Source organism: Streptomyces sp. NPDC057445, assembly GCF_042802855.1.
In the GTDB taxonomy this organism is placed as follows: domain Bacteria; phylum Actinomycetota; class Actinomycetes; order Streptomycetales; family Streptomycetaceae; genus Streptomyces.
Window position 1 is genome coordinate 34,170 of record NZ_JBHVDH010000026.1, and the last position, 15,838, is coordinate 50,007.

Annotated in this window: 15 protein-coding genes and 1 tRNA gene; 10 read left to right on the plus strand and 6 right to left on the minus strand. The window is 71.0% G+C overall.

Annotation, left to right across the window (positions count from 1 at the left end; translation table 11 throughout):
• The first annotated feature begins 242 nt into the window (after positions 1–242).
• Both ACFU5O_RS32970 and ACFU5O_RS32975 read left to right on the plus strand, forming a co-directional pair.
• A tRNA-Thr gene (locus tag ACFU5O_RS32970) sits at positions 243–318 on the plus strand.
• Positions 319–404: 86 nt separating this feature from the next.
• A complete protein-coding gene (locus ACFU5O_RS32975; protein ID WP_384246017.1) occupies positions 405–2,477 on the plus strand; it encodes a restriction endonuclease in 2,073 nt (690 codons plus the stop codon).
• Positions 2,478–2,507: 30 nt separating this feature from the next.
• Here ACFU5O_RS32975 and ACFU5O_RS32980 read toward each other — a convergent pair whose 3' ends face one another.
• Entirely contained in the window at positions 2,508–3,899 is a 1,392-nt protein-coding gene (locus tag ACFU5O_RS32980; RefSeq protein ID WP_384246019.1) for an NAD(P)/FAD-dependent oxidoreductase, read from the minus strand.
• Between the two features lie 264 nt (positions 3,900–4,163).
• Here ACFU5O_RS32980 and ACFU5O_RS32985 point away from each other — a divergent pair, with 264 nt between their 5' ends.
• Positions 4,164–4,667: a GNAT family N-acetyltransferase gene (locus tag ACFU5O_RS32985; protein WP_384246020.1), complete on the plus strand. Its 504-nt coding sequence runs from the start codon at positions 4,164–4,166 to the stop codon at positions 4,665–4,667.
• 47 nt (positions 4,668–4,714) lie between these two features.
• Positions 4,715–5,005 carry a hypothetical protein gene (locus ACFU5O_RS32990; RefSeq protein ID WP_384246022.1) on the plus strand — a complete coding sequence of 97 codons (291 nt, stop codon included), beginning with the start codon at positions 4,715–4,717 and terminating at the stop codon, positions 5,003–5,005.
• Between the two features lie 147 nt (positions 5,006–5,152).
• Here ACFU5O_RS32990 and ACFU5O_RS32995 read toward each other — a convergent pair whose 3' ends face one another.
• Positions 5,153–6,151 carry a zinc-binding dehydrogenase gene (locus ACFU5O_RS32995; protein ID WP_384246023.1) on the minus strand — a complete coding sequence of 333 codons (999 nt, stop codon included), beginning with the start codon at positions 6,149–6,151 and terminating at the stop codon, positions 5,153–5,155.
• Positions 6,152–6,299: 148 nt separating this feature from the next.
• On the opposite strand from ACFU5O_RS32995, the gene ACFU5O_RS33000 reads away from it, so the two are divergent.
• Positions 6,300–7,010: a pentapeptide repeat-containing protein gene (locus ACFU5O_RS33000; RefSeq protein ID WP_384246025.1), complete on the plus strand. Its 711-nt coding sequence runs from the start codon at positions 6,300–6,302 to the stop codon at positions 7,008–7,010.
• A 10-nt stretch (positions 7,011–7,020) separates the two neighbouring features.
• On the opposite strand, the gene ACFU5O_RS33005 is transcribed toward ACFU5O_RS33000, so the two are convergent.
• On the minus strand, positions 7,021–7,521 hold the full coding sequence (locus tag ACFU5O_RS33005; protein ID WP_384246026.1) for a hypothetical protein: 501 nt from the start codon (positions 7,519–7,521) through the stop codon (positions 7,021–7,023).
• A 105-nt stretch (positions 7,522–7,626) separates the two neighbouring features.
• Positions 7,627–8,196 carry a PadR family transcriptional regulator gene (locus ACFU5O_RS33010; protein WP_384246028.1) on the minus strand — a complete coding sequence of 190 codons (570 nt, stop codon included), beginning with the start codon at positions 8,194–8,196 and terminating at the stop codon, positions 7,627–7,629.
• A gap of 88 nt (positions 8,197–8,284) precedes the next feature.
• Between ACFU5O_RS33010 and ACFU5O_RS33015 the strand changes: the two genes are divergently transcribed.
• The 3 genes from ACFU5O_RS33015 to ACFU5O_RS33025 are packed head-to-tail and all read left to right on the plus strand — an operon-like array spanning position 8,285 to position 11,288.
• Positions 8,285–8,677, plus strand: a complete 393-nt coding sequence (locus ACFU5O_RS33015; protein WP_384246029.1) for a nuclear transport factor 2 family protein — start codon at positions 8,285–8,287, stop codon at positions 8,675–8,677.
• Complete coding sequence (locus tag ACFU5O_RS33020; protein ID WP_384246031.1) at positions 8,674–10,170, plus strand: phytoene desaturase family protein; 1,497 nt, start codon at positions 8,674–8,676, stop codon at positions 10,168–10,170. The genes ACFU5O_RS33015 and ACFU5O_RS33020 overlap by 4 nt, the downstream gene beginning before the upstream one ends.
• Complete coding sequence (locus ACFU5O_RS33025) at positions 10,167–11,288, plus strand: FAD-binding oxidoreductase (RefSeq protein WP_384246032.1); 1,122 nt, start codon at positions 10,167–10,169, stop codon at positions 11,286–11,288. Before ACFU5O_RS33020 ends, ACFU5O_RS33025 begins: the two co-directional genes overlap by 4 nt.
• Before the next feature lie 13 nt (positions 11,289–11,301).
• Here the strand turns inward: ACFU5O_RS33025 and ACFU5O_RS33030 are convergent, their stop codons facing one another.
• Both ACFU5O_RS33030 and ACFU5O_RS33035 read right to left on the minus strand, forming a co-directional pair.
• On the minus strand, positions 11,302–11,922 hold the full coding sequence (locus ACFU5O_RS33030; protein WP_384246034.1) for a response regulator: 621 nt from the start codon (positions 11,920–11,922) through the stop codon (positions 11,302–11,304).
• A gap of 162 nt (positions 11,923–12,084) precedes the next feature.
• Positions 12,085–13,215, minus strand: coding sequence for a sensor histidine kinase (locus ACFU5O_RS33035; RefSeq protein WP_384246098.1), 1,131 nt, complete (start codon positions 13,213–13,215; stop codon positions 12,085–12,087).
• A 453-nt stretch (positions 13,216–13,668) separates the two neighbouring features.
• Here ACFU5O_RS33035 and ACFU5O_RS33040 point away from each other — a divergent pair, with 453 nt between their 5' ends.
• Both ACFU5O_RS33040 and ACFU5O_RS33045 read left to right on the plus strand, forming a co-directional pair.
• A complete protein-coding gene (locus tag ACFU5O_RS33040) occupies positions 13,669–14,244 on the plus strand; it encodes a heme-binding protein (RefSeq protein WP_384246035.1) in 576 nt (191 codons plus the stop codon).
• A 158-nt stretch (positions 14,245–14,402) separates the two neighbouring features.
• On the plus strand, positions 14,403–15,812 hold the full coding sequence (locus ACFU5O_RS33045) for a M1 family metallopeptidase (protein ID WP_384246037.1): 1,410 nt from the start codon (positions 14,403–14,405) through the stop codon (positions 15,810–15,812).
• The last annotated feature ends 26 nt before the right edge of the window (positions 15,813–15,838 follow it).

Genomic DNA, 15,838 nt, shown 5'->3' on the forward strand with positions numbered 1-15,838 from the left:
CAATCCCTGTTCTGTCAGCAAGCCGGAGCGCGCACTTTTGACCAGCAGGTCCGTCTTGAGCTGCACGACAGGCACCTCCGTCCCGCGCTCTGTCATCGCCCCCTCCCCGCGAGCCGATCATCGGAACAGCACGTCAGTGCACTCGACGAACAGCCGGCCGGAAGGTCATGAATCACGTGGTCGTGGGAATTGGGCGCTGTGTACAGTGGGGGAGCCTCCGCGTACGGCGCTGAGTACGCGATGCCGCCTTAGCTCAGTTGGTAGAGCGCCCCACTTGTAATGGGAAGGTCGTCGGTTCGATTCCGACAGGCGGCTCCAGCGAACGTGTGTCCCGGATCACTCCGATCCGGGACACTTGCGTTTTGCAGGGTGTGACGGTGTGTTCCTGGGGAGGGGTACGTCGGATGAGTCGTCGTTCCAGTGGGCTGATCGGGGTCTGGGCGGAGGCGCAGCGGCAGCAGCAGCGGCAGCGTGAGGCGCAGCAGTGGGCGGTGGTGCGGCAGCAGCGGGAGCAGGAGAGGCAGCAGCGGGCGTACGAGCGGGACATGGCTCGGATGCATCGGGAGCAGCAGGCGGCGTATCGGCGGCAGCGTGAGGCTGATGTTCTGCGGCGGACGCGGGAGATCGAGGCCCGGGTGTCGGAGCTGGAGGGGTTGCTGGCAGCCGGTTGTCGGGCGCCGGCGTTCCGTGCGGCGGCGCTCCGGCAGCGGGAGGAGATCGAGCCCTTTTCGCCGGGGCCGCTGGGGCAGCCGGTGGTGATGCCGGAAGCGACTCGGTATCAGTCGCAGGGTGGGTGGACGGCCGCGGGGCGGGCACAGGCGCAGCGGGAGGCGCAGGCTCGGTTCGAGCAGGACTGGTATGCGGCGCAGGCGGCCGAGGCGAGGCGGCTGCAGGATCTGGCGGCCTATCGGCAGCAGTACGACGTGTGGGCGGCGGCGCGGCTGGCGGAGGTGCGGGAGCACAACGCGGGGATTGCCGGGATGGCGGAGGCGTTGGCGGCCGGCGAGCCGGACACGGTGGTGGAGTTCTTCTCGGCCGCGTTGTATGCGTCTTCGACGTGGCCGGAGGGCTTTCCGCGGCAGGTGTCGGCGGCGTACGACCGGGCGGCGCGGCAGCTGGTGTTGGACTGGGAGCTGCCGGGGTTCGATGTTGTGCCGGAGGCGAAGGGCGTGCGCTATCTGGTCGGTACGGATCAGGAGAAGGAGATCGCCCGGCCGGTGACTCAGCGTCGGGCGCTGTATCGGGACGTGCTGGCGCAGTCGGTTCTGTTGGCGTTGCGGGAGCTGTTCGCCGCTGATGAGTGCGGTGTGCTGGACTCGGTGGTGCTGAACGGTTTTGTCGATGATCATGATCCGGCGACGGGTCGGCAGGCGCGGATCTTTCTGGCGTCGGTGCTGGTCGAGCGTTCGGTTTTCGACGGGCTGAATCTGGAGCTGGTCAGTGCGGTTGACTGTCTGACGGATGGGCTGCGGGGGTTGTTGTCGGCGCGGCCGGATCAGCGGGTTGCGGTCCGTCCTGGGCGGGTTCCGGAGCAGGTGGGCTCGGGGGTGGTGTCGCACGGGGGCGGGGAGGAGCCGGATCTGTTGGCGATGGATCCGGTGGCGTTCGAAGGGCTCGTGGCCGAGCTGTTCCGGGCGCGGGGTATGCAGGCGGTGACGACACAGCGGTCGAACGACGGTGGTGTGGACGTCGATGCGGTGGACCCGGATCCGATCAGCGGCGGAAAGATCATCGTTCAGGTGAAGCGGTACCGGAAGACGGTTCCGCCGAGTGCGGTGCGGGATCTGTTCGGCACCGTGCAGGGGGCGGGAGCCAACAAGGGTGTCCTGGTGACGACTTCGGGCTTCGGTCCTGGGTCGTATGCCTTCGCCAGCGGTAAGCCGTTGACGCTGGTGTCCGGAACGGAGTTGGTAGATCTGCTGCAACGGCACGGTCTGCGTGGGCGGCTGGGGGGCGCGGGCCGGCCTGAGACGGGTGCTGAGGACCCCGGCGACGACTTCAACGTGCTGGGGATGAACTGGGCGGGTGCGGTGGCGCTGGATGTCTGTGCGCTGGTGTGTGCGGGCAGTCGTGTGCTGGGCGATGACTACTTCGTCTTCTTCAACAACGAGCGCACTCCGGATGGTTCGGTGCGCATGATGCGTTCGTTCGCGGGCGACCGTGCCGCGATCCGGGTGGGATTCGATGCGCTGCCTGAGCGGGCGGACCGGCTGGTTCTGGTGGCTGCCGTCGATCCGGAGGTGAATCCCGGTGCGGATCTGTCGGGGTTCACGGATGCGGGTGTCCGGTTGCGGGATGCGTCGGGTGCCGAGCTGGATCGCCTTGTCGTGTCGGACGGGCGGCCGGGGGAGACGGCGCTGGTGTTGGGTTCGTTCCGGCGTCGGGCGGGCGGGGACTGGGAGTTCGTGCTGGGCGGCAGGGGCTATCAGGGCGGTCTTGAGGCGCTGGTGGGGGATTTCGGTATCGAGGTGGAGTGACGGGCCGGGGCTCTGCGGGCCCCGGCCTGCTCAGTGGCGGCCGGAGATTTTGTCCGCGAGGGTGGCGATGCGGTCGGTTTCGGCGCTGCGGGCGGCGAGTTCGCGGCGGTCGGCGGCGCGGTAGGCGGCGTAGAGGGTGTGGACGCCGAGCCAGCGGAACGGCTCGGGTTCCCACTTGCGCACCTTGTGGTTGACCCAGGGGAGTGCGGTGAGGTCGGTGGGGCCTGACTGGCCGGAGTCCTGCTGGATGAGGTCGCGGAGGGTGCGGGCGGCGAGGTTGGTGGTGGCGACGCCGGAGCCGACGTAGCCGCCGGCCCAGCCGAGGCCGGTGGAGCGGTCGAGGGTGACGGTGGCGCACCAGTCGCGGGGGACGCCGAGGACGCCGGACCAGGCGTGGTCGATGCGGACGCCGGCGAGTTGGGGGAAGAAGCGGGTGAGGATGGCGCGCAGGGCTTCGACGGTGGCGGGCTGGGTGCTTCCGTCGTTGTCGGTGCGGGAGCCGTAGCGGTAGGGGATGCCGCGTCCGCCGAGGGCGATGCGGTTGTCGGCGGTGCGTTGGGCGTACATGTAGGCGTGGGCCATGTCGCCCAGGGTTTCGCGGCCTTCCCAGCCGATGGTGTCCCAGACGTCCTCGGGGAGTGGCTCGGTGGTGATCATGGAGGAGTTCATGGGGAGCCAGGTGCGGCGCTGGTTCGCGAGGGACGGCGTGAAGCCTTCGGTGCAGCGCAGTACGTAGGGGGCGCGGACCGTGCCGTACGGGGTGACCGCGTGCTTCGGTCTGATTTCCGTGACGGGGGTCGATTCGTGGATGGTCACGCCGAGTGCCTCGACCGCCGCTGCCAGTCCCTTGACCAGTTTGACCGGGTGGAGCCGGGCGCCGTGGGGGGTCCAGCTGGAGCCGACGGCTCCGGCGACGCGGATGCGGTCGGCGGTCTCGCGGGCGCCGTAGAGTTCGCGGTCCTTCTCGCCGAAGGTGATCTCGACGGTGTGGAAGTTCTTGAGCCGGGTGAGCTGTGCCGGGGTGTAGGCGATTTCGAGGACGCCGCCTTGGTGGATGTCGGCGTCGATGTGTTCGTCGCGGGCGATGTCGATGACTTCGCTCACGGTGTCGTTCATGGCTTGCTGGAGGCGTACGGCGGCGTCGTGGCCGTGCAGTTTCGCGTAGCGGTCGCGGCCTGCGATGCCGTTGTAGAGCCAGCCGCCGTTGCGGCCGGAGGCGCCGTAGCCGCAGAACCTGGCTTCGAGGACGGTGATGTTGAGGAAGGGGACGGCCTTCTTCAGGTAGTACGCGGTCCACAGGCCGGTGTATCCGCCGCCGACGATGCAGATGTCGGCGGTGGTGTCACCGGGGAGGGGTTCCCGGGGGGCGGGGACGCCTTCTTGTGCGTACCAGAACGATATGCCGCCGTTGACGGTGCTCATTTCTTCCCTGCCCGATGCCCGGTTGTGTGGTCCGTGTGGCGGGACGTTACTGCTCCGGCGGGGTTTTGGCGACGTGGGGTCCGACGATGATCGACATTCCGGACGAGCTGGTCGCGGCGCAGGGGATGCGAGGGTGTGGCGTTTCGATGTGCTGACGGAGCGGACGGAGCGGACGGGGCTGGACCGGGCGGCTTCGGGCGGAGCAGGTGTCCGTCGGCCGGATGCTCCTGGCGCGATGAGCCCTCGTGTGTGCAGGCTGCGTGCATGATTCGTACTGCCACGCCTGCCGATGTCCCTGTCGTCCTCGAGATGATCCGTGAGCTCGCCGACTACGAGGAGTCCTTGCACGAGGTGCGGACGACCGAGGAACAGCTGTATGAGGCGCTGTTCGGGGAGCGTCCGGCCGCTTTCGCGCACATCGCGGAGACGGGGGACGGGGAGGTGGCCGGGTTCGCGTTGTGGTTCCTGAACTTCTCCACGTGGCGCGGGGTGCACGGGATCTATCTGGAGGATCTCTATGTGCGGCCGGAGCTGCGGGGCGGCGGGTTCGGGAAGGCGCTGCTGACGGAGCTGGCGCGGATCTGTGGGGAACGGGGTTATGAGCGGCTGGAGTGGTCGGTGCTGGACTGGAACACCCCGTCGATCGACTTCTACGAGGCGCTGGGGGCGCGTCCGCAGGACGAGTGGACGGTGTACCGGCTGACCGACGAGGCGCTGGCGGTGCTGGGCGGGGCGGCTTCCGGGTGCGGGCGGGGCGGGGCTGTGTGAGTCTTGCCGCGGGACCGGGGGACGGGGCGCTGACGAGGGAGATGGTCATGGACCAGCTCGGAGACAAGCCCGAGGAGATCCGGAGGCGGCTGGCGGAGGAGAAGGCCCGCAAGGAGGACCGGGGGTCCTCGGGCGGGGCTGCTGCGCGCGGGGAGCCGGGTGCGGAGCCGCGTGCCGCCGGGCCGGGTGCCGCCGAGTCGCGGGAGGTGTCCGGGGACGACGTGTACGACGACGTGTCGGACGAGTCCATGGGCGATCTAGGTGACGTGTACAGGAACGAGTCGTACCGGGGCGGGTCGGGTGGTTCGGGCGGGTCGGGCGGGTCGGGTCGCGGTTGAGGCCTGTCGTCCGGGGCTTGCCGGGCTCGATCCTGGCTGTTCCGGCGAGAGGCTCCGGGCGCGGGTCCGGCGGCTGAGCGACGGGCCCGCGCCCGGGGCTCGCACGGGCTGCGGGTGGGCCCCGTTCGACGACCGACGCCCCGAGGCCTACGGGATCAGGACCACCTTGCCGGTCGTGCCGCGTGTCGCCAGGGCGTGGTGGGCGGCCGCCGCCTCGGTCAGCGGGAAGCGCTGGACGGCGGGGCGCAGTCGGCCTGCGGCGGCCTCTGCGAGGGCGCGGAGTTCCAGGTTGCGTACGTCGCCGCCCGCCTTTTCGAGCATCGCCGGGCCGAGGACGTTCTCGGAGGTGATGCCGCGTGCGGCGAGCTCTTCGTCGGTCCAGGTGAGCGGGGAGCCTCCGCGAATGCCCTCGCCGGACCAGCCGAAGACGACGTGCAGGCCGCCTTTGCCGAGGAGGTCGACCGCGGCGCGTGCGGTGTCTCCGCCGACGGAGTCGAAGACGACGGTGGCGTGGCGGTCGCCGAGGTGGGAGCGGACCTGCTCGGGCCAGTCGGGGAGGGTGTAGTCGACGGCGAGGTCGGCGCCGTTCCCGGTGACGCGAGCGGTCTTTTCCGCGCCGCCGGCGAGGCCGACGACGGTGGCGCCCGCGTTCTTGGCGTACTGGACGAGGAGGGTGCCGATGCCTCCGGCCGCGGCGGGGACGATCGCGACCGATTCCGGGCCGAGGTCGGTGAACTGCAGGATGCCCATGGCGGTGCGACCGGTGCCGATCATGGCGACGGCTTCGGCCTCGTCGAGGCCTTCTGGGATCTCGTGGAGGCGGGTGGCCTCGGTGACGGTGAGTTCGGCGTAGCCTCCCGGGGCCATGCCGATGTGGGCGACGACGCGCCTGCCGAGCCAGGCGGGGTCGGTCCCTTCGCCGAGGCGGTCCACGGTGCCCGCGATCTCCCTGCCGGGGATGGTGGGGAGTTCGACGGGGGCGGGGTACGGGCCGGGCTCGCCTTCGCGCAGGGCGATGTCGAGGAGGTGCACGCCGGCCGCGGCGACGGCGATCCGGACCTGGCCCGGGCCGGGGCCGGGGTCGTCGACGGTCTCGTACGTGAGGTTCCCGGCGGGGCCGTACGCGTGGAGGCGGATGGCGTGCATGGCGGGGTCTCCCTTGGTGTCGGGTGGCTGGGCCTGTGGCGTCCCCCGGACGGGTCGCGTCACCGGCCCCACTCTTCAACCTCGAGCAAGGTTGAGGTCAAGCGTTGCCGTCCCGGCCGGTGTCAGTGGTGTGCGCCACCATGGGGCCATGGCGCACGGGACGAGGGACACGGCGAAGAGCGCGGCGAAGAGCACGCCACGGAGTACGCGGGTCGCGGCGGCCCGGCGGCCGGAGGTGCGGCTGCCGCCGCTGCGTCCGTACGAGGAGGGGCGGCTGGAGCCGGACGGGGACTACGACGGCCTCGAGCTGGCCGGGCTGGATCTCGCGGGCCAGGCGGGGGCGGGGGCGCGGTTCCTGGACTGTGCGCTGCGGGACTGTGCGCTGGATGAGACGTCGCTGGTCAACGCGCGGTTCATCGACTCTGTGCTGACGGGGGTGCGGGGTGTGGGGACGGATCTCGCGGGGGCGGTGCTGCGGGATGTGGAGGTCGTGGACGTGCGCATGGGCGGGGTTCAGCTGCACGGCGCGGTGCTGGAGCGCGTGGTGGTGCGGGGCGGGAAGATCGACTATCTGAATCTGCGCAGGGCGAAGCTGAAGGACGTGGTGTTCGAGGGCTGCGTCCTGGCCGAGCCGGACTTCGGGGCGGCGGAGCTGGTGCGGGTGGAGTTCCGGGACTGCGCGCTCCGGCAGGCGGACTTCAGCGGTGCGCAGATGCGGGACGTGGACCTGCGGCAGGCGGCGGAGCTGGACATCGCGCGGGGAGTGGACCGGCTGGCGGGTGCGGTGATCAGCACGGCTCAACTGCTGGATCTGGCACCGGCGTTCGCGGCGCAGATCGGTGTGCGGGTGGAGGAGTGAGGCGGCCCCTTCACGGGGTGCGGGGGAAGCGGGCCTGCAGATCCCAGATGACGGGGTTGTCGGCGAGGCCGTCGTGCATGTCGCTGAGGTCCGCGATCAGATCGTGGAGGAAGTCGCGGGCTTCGCGGCGCAGTTCGCCGTGGCTGAAGGTGAGTGGCGGCTCGTCGCCCGGCATCCAGTCGGCCTCGACGTCCACCCAGCCGAAGCGGCGCTCGAACAGCATGCGGTCGCTGGACTCGGTGAAGTCGATCTCGGCGTACTGCGGTTTCGAGGCGCGGCTGCCGAGGGGGTCGCGGTCGAGCTGCTCGACGATGTCGCACAGGGCCCACGCGAAGTCGAGCGCCGGCACCCATCCCCAGGCTGTGGACACCTCCCTGTCCTCCTTGGTGTCCGCGAGGTAGACGTCACCGCAGAAGAGGTCGTGCCGCAGCGCGTGGACGTCCACGCGCCGGTAGTCGGTCTGCGGGGGGTCGGGGAAGCGGCGGGAGAGGGAGTAGCCGATGTCGAGCACGGGTCGATGGTGTCATGCCCGTATGCCGTGTGCGGACGTCGCTTCCTGTACGCCTTGCGAGGCGCCAACCGGCTCAGACGGAACAGGGCGGCCGGCGGATGCGCTTCAGGGGCGGGCTTCGGCTGACCTGCGCCGCGCCAGGATCCCCAGCACCCGCTCGCACCAGCGGATGTTCTCCTCCTCGAAGGAGCGGCCGCGCATGAGCGTGAGGTAGGGGCCGATGCGGCCGGAGTCGCTCAGGTGGTCGTCCTCGGTGCGGCCGTCCAGGAGCAGATCGCGCAGGTGCTCGTAGCGGGCCAGCTTGGCGCGGGCCCATTCGAGGCGTTCCTCGACGAGGGCGTACGCCGCGTCCGGGTCGGCCTCGTCCACGGCCTGGATCTTGACGAGGAGTTCGTCGCGGATCGTGGTGGGGCGCGGCGGGGTCGCGGTGAAGGTGCGCAGGTGTTCCCGGCCGGTTTCCGTGAGGGTGAACATCCGCTTGTTCGGGCGGCGTTCCTGCTGGACGACACGGGCGGCGATCAGGCCGTCGGCGGCCAGCCGGTCGAGCTCCCGGTACAGCTGCTGAGGCGTCGCCGCCCAGAAGTTCGCCATCGAGACGTCGAAGATCTTGGCCAGGTCGTAGCCGGACGCCTCGCCCTCGAGGAGGGCCGCGAGTACCGCGTACTTGAGAGACACCTGGACACGTTAACACCAAGGTGATTACTCTCCATCGCACCTACTCAACAAAGTGAGTAGTCAATCCGGCTCCGCAGGAGGATCGGTCATGCACCCATTCCGCAAAGCCGTCGAGGCGGGCGACCACGACGCCGTTCCCGCACTCCTCGCCGAGAACGTCGTCTTCACCAGCCCCGTCGCCTTCCGCCCTTACCACGGAAAGGCGATCACCGCCGCGATCCTGGCCGGCGTCGCCCGTGTCTTCGAGGACTTCCGCTACGTACGGGAGATCGCCGGCGCCGACGGCCGGGACCACGCGCTCGTCTTCACCGCACGCGTCGGCGGACTCGAGATCAACGGCTGCGACTTCCTCCACACCGACGAGCACGGGCTCATCGACGACTTCATGGTGATGGTCCGGCCGCTGTCGGCCGCCCAGGCGCTCTCGGCGGCCATGGGCGCCCAGTTCGAGCAGATCAAACAACAGGCGGAGGCGTCGTGAACGACTTCGACGCCGTCGTCATCGGCGCGGGCAACGCGGGTCTGACCGCCGCCGTCACCCTCCAGCGGGCCGGAGCCCGCACCCTGCTGGTCGAGCGGCACAGTGTGCCCGGCGGCTGTGCGACCTCCTTCCGCCGCGGCCGGTACGAGTTCGAAGTCGCCCTGCACCAGCTCTCCGGGATCGGCGCGGAGGGCCAGGCGTTCTCCCTGCGCGGGCTGCTCGCCGAGCTGGGCGTCGCCGACAAGCTCGAGTTCGTCGAGGAGCGCGACCTCTACCGAGCGGTGGTGCCCGGCGTCCTCGACGTGACCCTGCCCGCGGACTGGACGGGCGCGGCCGACGCGCTCGAAACCGCCTTCCCCGGCAACCGCCACCGGATCGAGAAGTTCTTCGACCTCCTGCGCAACGTCACGTTCTGGCAGGTCGCCGTGATGAACGGCACCCCGCCCGACCGGATCGACCCGCTCCTCTTCCGCCAGGGGCTGCGTCCCTTCAAGGACGTGCTCGACGAGCACTTCGACGACGACCGGCTCAAGTCCGTGCTCGGCGCCTACTGGGGCTATCTCGGGCTGCCGCCGTCCCGGCTGCCGTTCCAGGACCTGGCGCTCGTCCTGTTCGCCTATCTCGAGTTCAAGCCGTGGCACATCCGCGGAGGCTCCCAGACCCTCTCGCGCGCCCTGCTCGATTCGTTCCTGCGGGCGGGCGGCGAGGTCCGCCTCAACACCGCGGTCGAGGCGATCCCCACCCGCGGGGGCAGGGTCAGCGGCGTCCGGCTGGACACCGGCGAGCAGGTGACCGCGGCCGACGTCGTCTCCAACGCGTCCCTGCCCACCACGTACGCCATGCTCGAAGGCACGGCCCTCCCCTCCGACGTCGCCCGCGATCTCGGCACCCGGCGCACCGGGGTCTCCGGCTTCGTCCTGCACATGGGCCTGGACGCGACCCCTGCCGAGCTGGGCTTCACGGCCGCCACCAATTTCGTCAACGTCGACATGGACGACGACCGCACCTTCGCCTCGATGCGCACCCGCGAGCCGGTCCGGGCGATCTGCGCGTCCTCGTACGACGTCGACCCGATCGGCTTCGCACCGTCCGGCGCCAGCCACGTCAGCCTGATGACCCTGCAGTACGGCGATGCCTGGGAGGCTCTCCCGCCGCAGGAGTACGCGCGGGCCAAATTCGCCTATGCCGAGGGCCTGCTGGACCTTCTGGAGACCGTCACGCCGGGAGTGCGGGACGCGATCGAGGAGGTCGACGTCGCCACGCCGCTGACGATGAAGCGCTACCTCGGCCACCCGGGCGGCGCGTTCTACGGCTATGAGCAGGACGCCACCGAGAGCTGGCTGTTCCGCGGCAACGACGGAAGCCGGGTGCCCGGACTGCATCTGGCCGGTTCCTGGGTGGGTATGGGCGGCTTCCAGCCGACCCTGCAGTCGGGGGCGGCCGTCGCCCGGCGGCTGCTGGAAACCGGGGGCGACAGGAGGGCATGCGCATGAAGCACCCCATCGCCGGTCTGTACGACGGCCATGACGACATCCAGGCGGAGCTCGCGCGGCGCGAGGCCCGGCCGGGTCCCGTCGGTGCCGCGGCCACGCCCCAGGCCCCGGGCGCAGATCCGTACCACCCGAAGCGGATCGGTCTCACCGTCGCCGCGGTCGTCACCGAGACGCCGAGCACCCGGACGTTCCGCCTGCGCCCGGCGGACGGACGGCCGCTGCCGCCGTTCCTCGCGGGACAGTACGTCAATGTCTTCGCGGACGGCACGAGCCGGCCGTACGCGATCGCGTCCAGCCCCGCCGTGGCCGACCACTACGACCTGACCGTGCGGCGCGTTCCCGGCGGCAGGGTCAGCAACCTGCTCGTCGACACCGTCGCCGTCGGCGACCGGCTCACCACCACCGGCCCCATGGGCACCTTCCACCACAACCCGCTGTTCCACGGCGACGACGTCGTCTTCCTCGCCGGAGGCTCCGGAGTCGTCCCCGCGATGAGCATGATCCGCGACATCGCCGACCACGGCCTGCAGCGCCGTTTCCACCTCGTGTACGGATCCCGCGACCGCGACGACATCATCTTCCGGGAGGAGCTCGACGCCCTCGCCGCCGCGCACACCGGCACGATCCGCGTCGACCACGTGATCCGCGATCTGCTCACGGCCGGAACGATCAGCGAGCTGGCCGGCCCGCTGCGGGGACGGATGGTCTACGTCTGCGGCCCGCAGGCGATGTATCCGTACGCCCTCGAACAGCTCACCCTCCTCGGCCAGCCCCGCCGCCGGATCCGCTTCGAGGCCAACGGCGCGCCCGCCCGCCCCGAGGCCCAGCCGCACTGGCCCGCCGGCACCGACGGGTCGGAGGAGGTGACGGTCACCGCCACCGGATCTCCCCCCTTCCGCACCCCGCGCAACCGCCCACTCCTCGACGCCCTGGAGGACAACGGCGTACGCCCGGAAGCGGCGTGCCGCTCCGGCGAGTGCGGTCTGTGTGTCGTCCGCGTCGTCAAGGGCGAGCTGCACACGGCGCAGGAGGCCCGCCTGCGCATGGCCGACGAACAGTTCGGCTACACGCACAGCTGTGTCGCCTACCCGCTCACCGATGTGGAGATCGATTTCTGACGGGGCGGAGTGATCAGGGCAGCAGCCGCTGCTCCTTCGCCACCGCCACCGCGCCCGCCCGTGTGTCCACGCCCAACTTGGCGTAGACGCGGCCCAAATGGGTCTTCACCGTGGCCTCGCTGATGAACAGCGCACGGGCGATGTCGCGGTTGCCGAGTCCACGGGCGAGCTGGCCCAGGATGTCCAGCTCCCGTTCCGTGAGGGCGGGGCGGCCCGTGCCCCGCATCCGGTCCATCACCCGGTTCGCGACCGGCGGCGAGAGCGTCGTGCGGCCCTGCGCGGCGGAGTGGATCGCGGCGAAGAGTTCTTCCGGGCGCTCGGCCTTGAGCAGATAGCCGGTCGCGCCGGCCTCGACGGCGCGGGTGACGTCCGCGTCCGTGTCGTACGTCGTCAGGACGAGGACATGGACGTCCGGGGACGCGATCCGTCGGGTGGCCTCCACACCGTCGATGCCGGGACCGAGCTGGAGGTCCATCAGCACCACGTCCGGCTTCAGCCTGGCGGACATCGCGACCGCCTCCTCGCCGCTGCCCGCCTCGCCGACGACCTCGATGCCCGCCTCGCTGCCGAGGAGTGCGAGAAGTCCGGCGCGTACGACGGCGTGGTCGTCGCAGAGCAGGATCCGTACGGTCACGAGGGCTCCAACGGGTTCTGGCGGGTGCTGACGGGCGCCGGCGCCCTGACGGGGTCCGGCGTCCTGACGGGGTCCGGCCTCCTGCGACGTCCTGACGGACTCCCCGGCAAGGTCCGGACCGGGGCTTCGACGGACCGGGGATTCATTCGACGGACCGGGGATTCAACGGGACTCCAGCGGGATCGACGCCGACAGGACCGTCCCCTCGCCGGGCGCGGACTCGATCGTCAGGGCGCCGCCCAGCTGCTCGGCGCGGGCCCGGATCGCGGGCAGCCCGTGGCCGCGTACGCCCGCTGAGGGGGACGTCGGCGGTGCGAAGCCCACACCGTCGTCCGCGATGTCCAGGACCACCTGGTCGTCCAGGTGGGTGAGGGTCAGCGCGGCCGTGGTGGCGTCCGCGTGCTCCCGCACGTTCGCGAGCGCGCCCTGCGCGATCCGCAGCAGCGCCGACTGCACCCGGTCGGGCAGCGGCGCCGGTCCGCCGTCCACAAGGAAGCGGACGGTGATCCCGGTGGCGGCCGACTCGCGTTCGGCCAGTGCGCGCAGCGCCTGTTCCAGTCCGCCGCCCGCGGCCAGATCGGCGGGTGCCAGGTCGTGGACGAAGCGGCGGGCCTCTGTGAGGTTGTGCTCGGCGATCGACTCGGCGGCACGGACGTGGCGGCGCGCGGTCGCCGGGTCCGCGTCCCAGGTGCGGTCCGCGGCCTGGAGCAGCATCTGCTGGCTGGACAGGCCCTGGGCGAGGCTGTCGTGGATCTCCATGGAGAGACGCTGGCGCTCGGCGAGGGTGCCTTCCCGGCGCTCGGTGGCGGCGAGTTCACGGCGGGTCCTGATCAGATCGTCGATCAGCGCCCGCTGACGGGCGGCAAGGCGCTCCGCGTGGACGAAGACGGCCGTCGCGATCGCGGCGACGGCGGGCGGCGCGATCAGCAGGTTCGGGTCGAAGCCGCCTTGGGAGAGCCTGAGCTGCGCGGCCACGACGAACGTGGTGAGCAGCGCGACCAGGACGAGCGCGGCGCGCGGCGGGAGCGTGCGCAGACCGGTGTAGAAGAGCGGCACCGCGCACCAGGCGAAACTCGGCGCGAGGACCACGAGCACCATCCAGACGGCGACGACGGTGCCGAGCCACGCCAGTCGGCGGGGCGTGGCGCGGGAGCCGAGGACGGGGCCGAGTACGTACAGCGCGGCGAGCGCCGCCGACAGGCCGACGATCCACGGGGAGCGGTCCTCCCAGGGGTGCCGCAGCAGATACCGGGCGAGTGAGGCCCCGAGGAGCAGGAAGAACGCCGCGTGCATGATGCGGGCCGGCCGGCGGGCGTCGGGGTCGCGGATGCCGGTGCTGCCGGAGGTGTCGGTGCGGCTGGTGCGGCCGGAGGTGTCGGCACTACCGGTGCTGTCGGGGGTGGCGGGGCTGTCGGGGTGCGGGCCGTCGTCCGGCCGCGGGCCCGCAGGACCCGCGGTGCCGGGGCGCCGGCCGCCGGTGGCCCGGAAGCCCGGTTCCTGCCCGGGGACCGTCGCTCCGGAGGTCTGCTCCACCGTCCACCACTCCTCGCCGACCTGCACGGACGCCCCCATGCTGACCCGGTGCGACCACCGGCGCATCAGCCGATCGGCTGACATCCCTGTCCTCCATCATGCGCGCCGGAGGCATCCGCTCCGTGGACCGTGCGGGTCCGGTTCCCGCCGGAGGATCGAGGCAGACAGAGCGAGCCCCCCGCCGGACCCCGGCGCCCATCGAGGAGTTGTCCCATGAGGAAGATGTCTCTGCGTGTCCGTGTCCTGACCGGTGCTTTCGCCGCCGCCGTGCTGGGAGCGGGCACCTTCGGCGCGGTCTCGGCGAACGCGTCCGCACAGGCGGCCCCCGCGCCCGCCACGGCCGAGGCGGAGGCCACGGCCGAGGCGGAGGCCACGGACCGCAACGTCCGGCAGACCACGCATCTGACCGTGGCGGCGGCGACCAGGGCGGCACAGGCGGCCCTGAAGGCCGCGCAGAACGAGAACCAGCGCGTGACCGTCGCCGTCGTCGACCGCGACGGCAACACCGTCGTCACCCTGCGCGGCGACGGTGCGGGACCGCAGTCCTACGAGTCCTCCCAGCGCAAGGCGTTCACCGCGGTCTCCTGGAACGCGCCCACCTCCGAACTTGCCCAGCGGCTGCAGCAGGCCCCGAACCTGAAGGACATCCCCGGCACGCTGTTCCTGGCGGGTGGTGTCCCGGTGCGGGCGCAGGGCGCGCCGATCGCCGGTGTCGGAGTCGCGGGAGCCCCGAGCGGCGATCTCGACGAGAAGTTCGCCCGGGCCGCGGTCGCCGCGCTGGGCAAGTAGCCGCGCCCGGCGGGCCCGGTGCCGCCGGGCGGGTCGCGGAGAGGAGCTGCGAAGAGAGGACGTGAGGAAGGTGCGCGGGGAGAGGGGGAGAGGAGAGAGAGGGGGCGGGGGAGAGGTTGCCGAGAGGAATCAGACATTTCACGCATAGGATCGCTGATGTGGACCGGAGACCCCTTCTTCGCACCCTGGCCCCCGCCGTGGCCCTGATCGTCCTCGGCGGCACGGCCTGTACCACCGCGGACGGGGCCACCGGGGTCCAGGGCTCCCCGGGGGCCTCTGGCCTGCGCGATCCGTACTTCCCCAGGCTCGGCAACGGCGGCTACGACGTACGGCACTACGCGCTCACGCTCGACTACGACCCGAAGACGAGCAAGCTCACCGGGACCGCCGCGATCACGGCCCGCGCCACCCAGGACCTCAGCGCCTTCAACCTCGATCTCCACGGTCTGACCGTCCACGGCGCGACCGTCGACGGGTCTCCCGCAGCCGTCAACCGCGCCGGGAACGAGCTGACGCTGCGCCCGCACGACGAGCTCGACAAGGGCAGCACGTTCCGTGCCGTCGTGCGCTACTCCGGCTCCCCTCGCGTCATCACCGATGCCGACGGTTCCGAGGAGGGCTGGCTGAGGACAGCGGACGGCGCGATCGCGCTCGGTGAGCCGACGGGATCCATGGCGTGGTTCCCCGGCAACCACCACCCCAGCGACAAGGCGACGTACGACATCACCGTCACCGTCCCCAAGAAGCTGACCGCCGTCTCCAACGGTGAGCTGCGCTCCCGACGGCCCACGGCCGACGGCCGCCGCACCACCTTCGCCTGGCACTCCGCACAGCCCATGGCGAGTTACGTCGCCACCCTCGGCATCGGCGAGTACAAGACGAAGAGTTATCGCCCGGAGGGCGGGGGCGTGCCCGTCTTCACCGCCGCGGACACGACCGTGGCCGCGCGCAGCGAGAAGCTGCTCGCCCGCATCCCCGAGATCATGGACTGGGCCGAGAAGAGGTTCGGCCCTTACCCCTTCTCCTCCACCGGCGCGATCGTCGAGCGCTCCGGTGACGCGGGATACGCCCTGGAGACGCAGAGCCGGGCCGTCTTCCCCGAGGCGTCCTTCGACACGGTGACCCTCGTCCATGAGATCGCGCACCAGTGGTACGGGGACTCCGTCACGCCGAGGAGCTGGCGTGACATGTGGCTCAACGAAGGCTTCGCGAGCTACGCGGAGTGGATCTACTTCGAGGACTTCGAGGGCGTCCCCGCCCAGGACAGCTTCAAGGAGAACTTCGACACCAGCTCCAACTGGGCGTTCCCGCCCGCAGAACCGCCGGGCGCGGAGGACATCTCCCAGGACCCGGTGTACGGGCGGGGCGCGATGGTCCTGCACAAGATCCGCCAGGCCGTCGGCGACGACACGTTCTTCGGCATCCTGCGGGGCTGGGCACAAACACACCGTCACGGCAACGCCTCCACCGACGACTTCACCGCGTATGTGGAGAAGGAGTCGGGCAAGGACCTCACCACGCTGTGGGACACCTGGCTGTACGGCGAGGCCAAGCCGGCCCAGCCGTAGCCGAGCCCGATCGCTCCCGTGCCGGT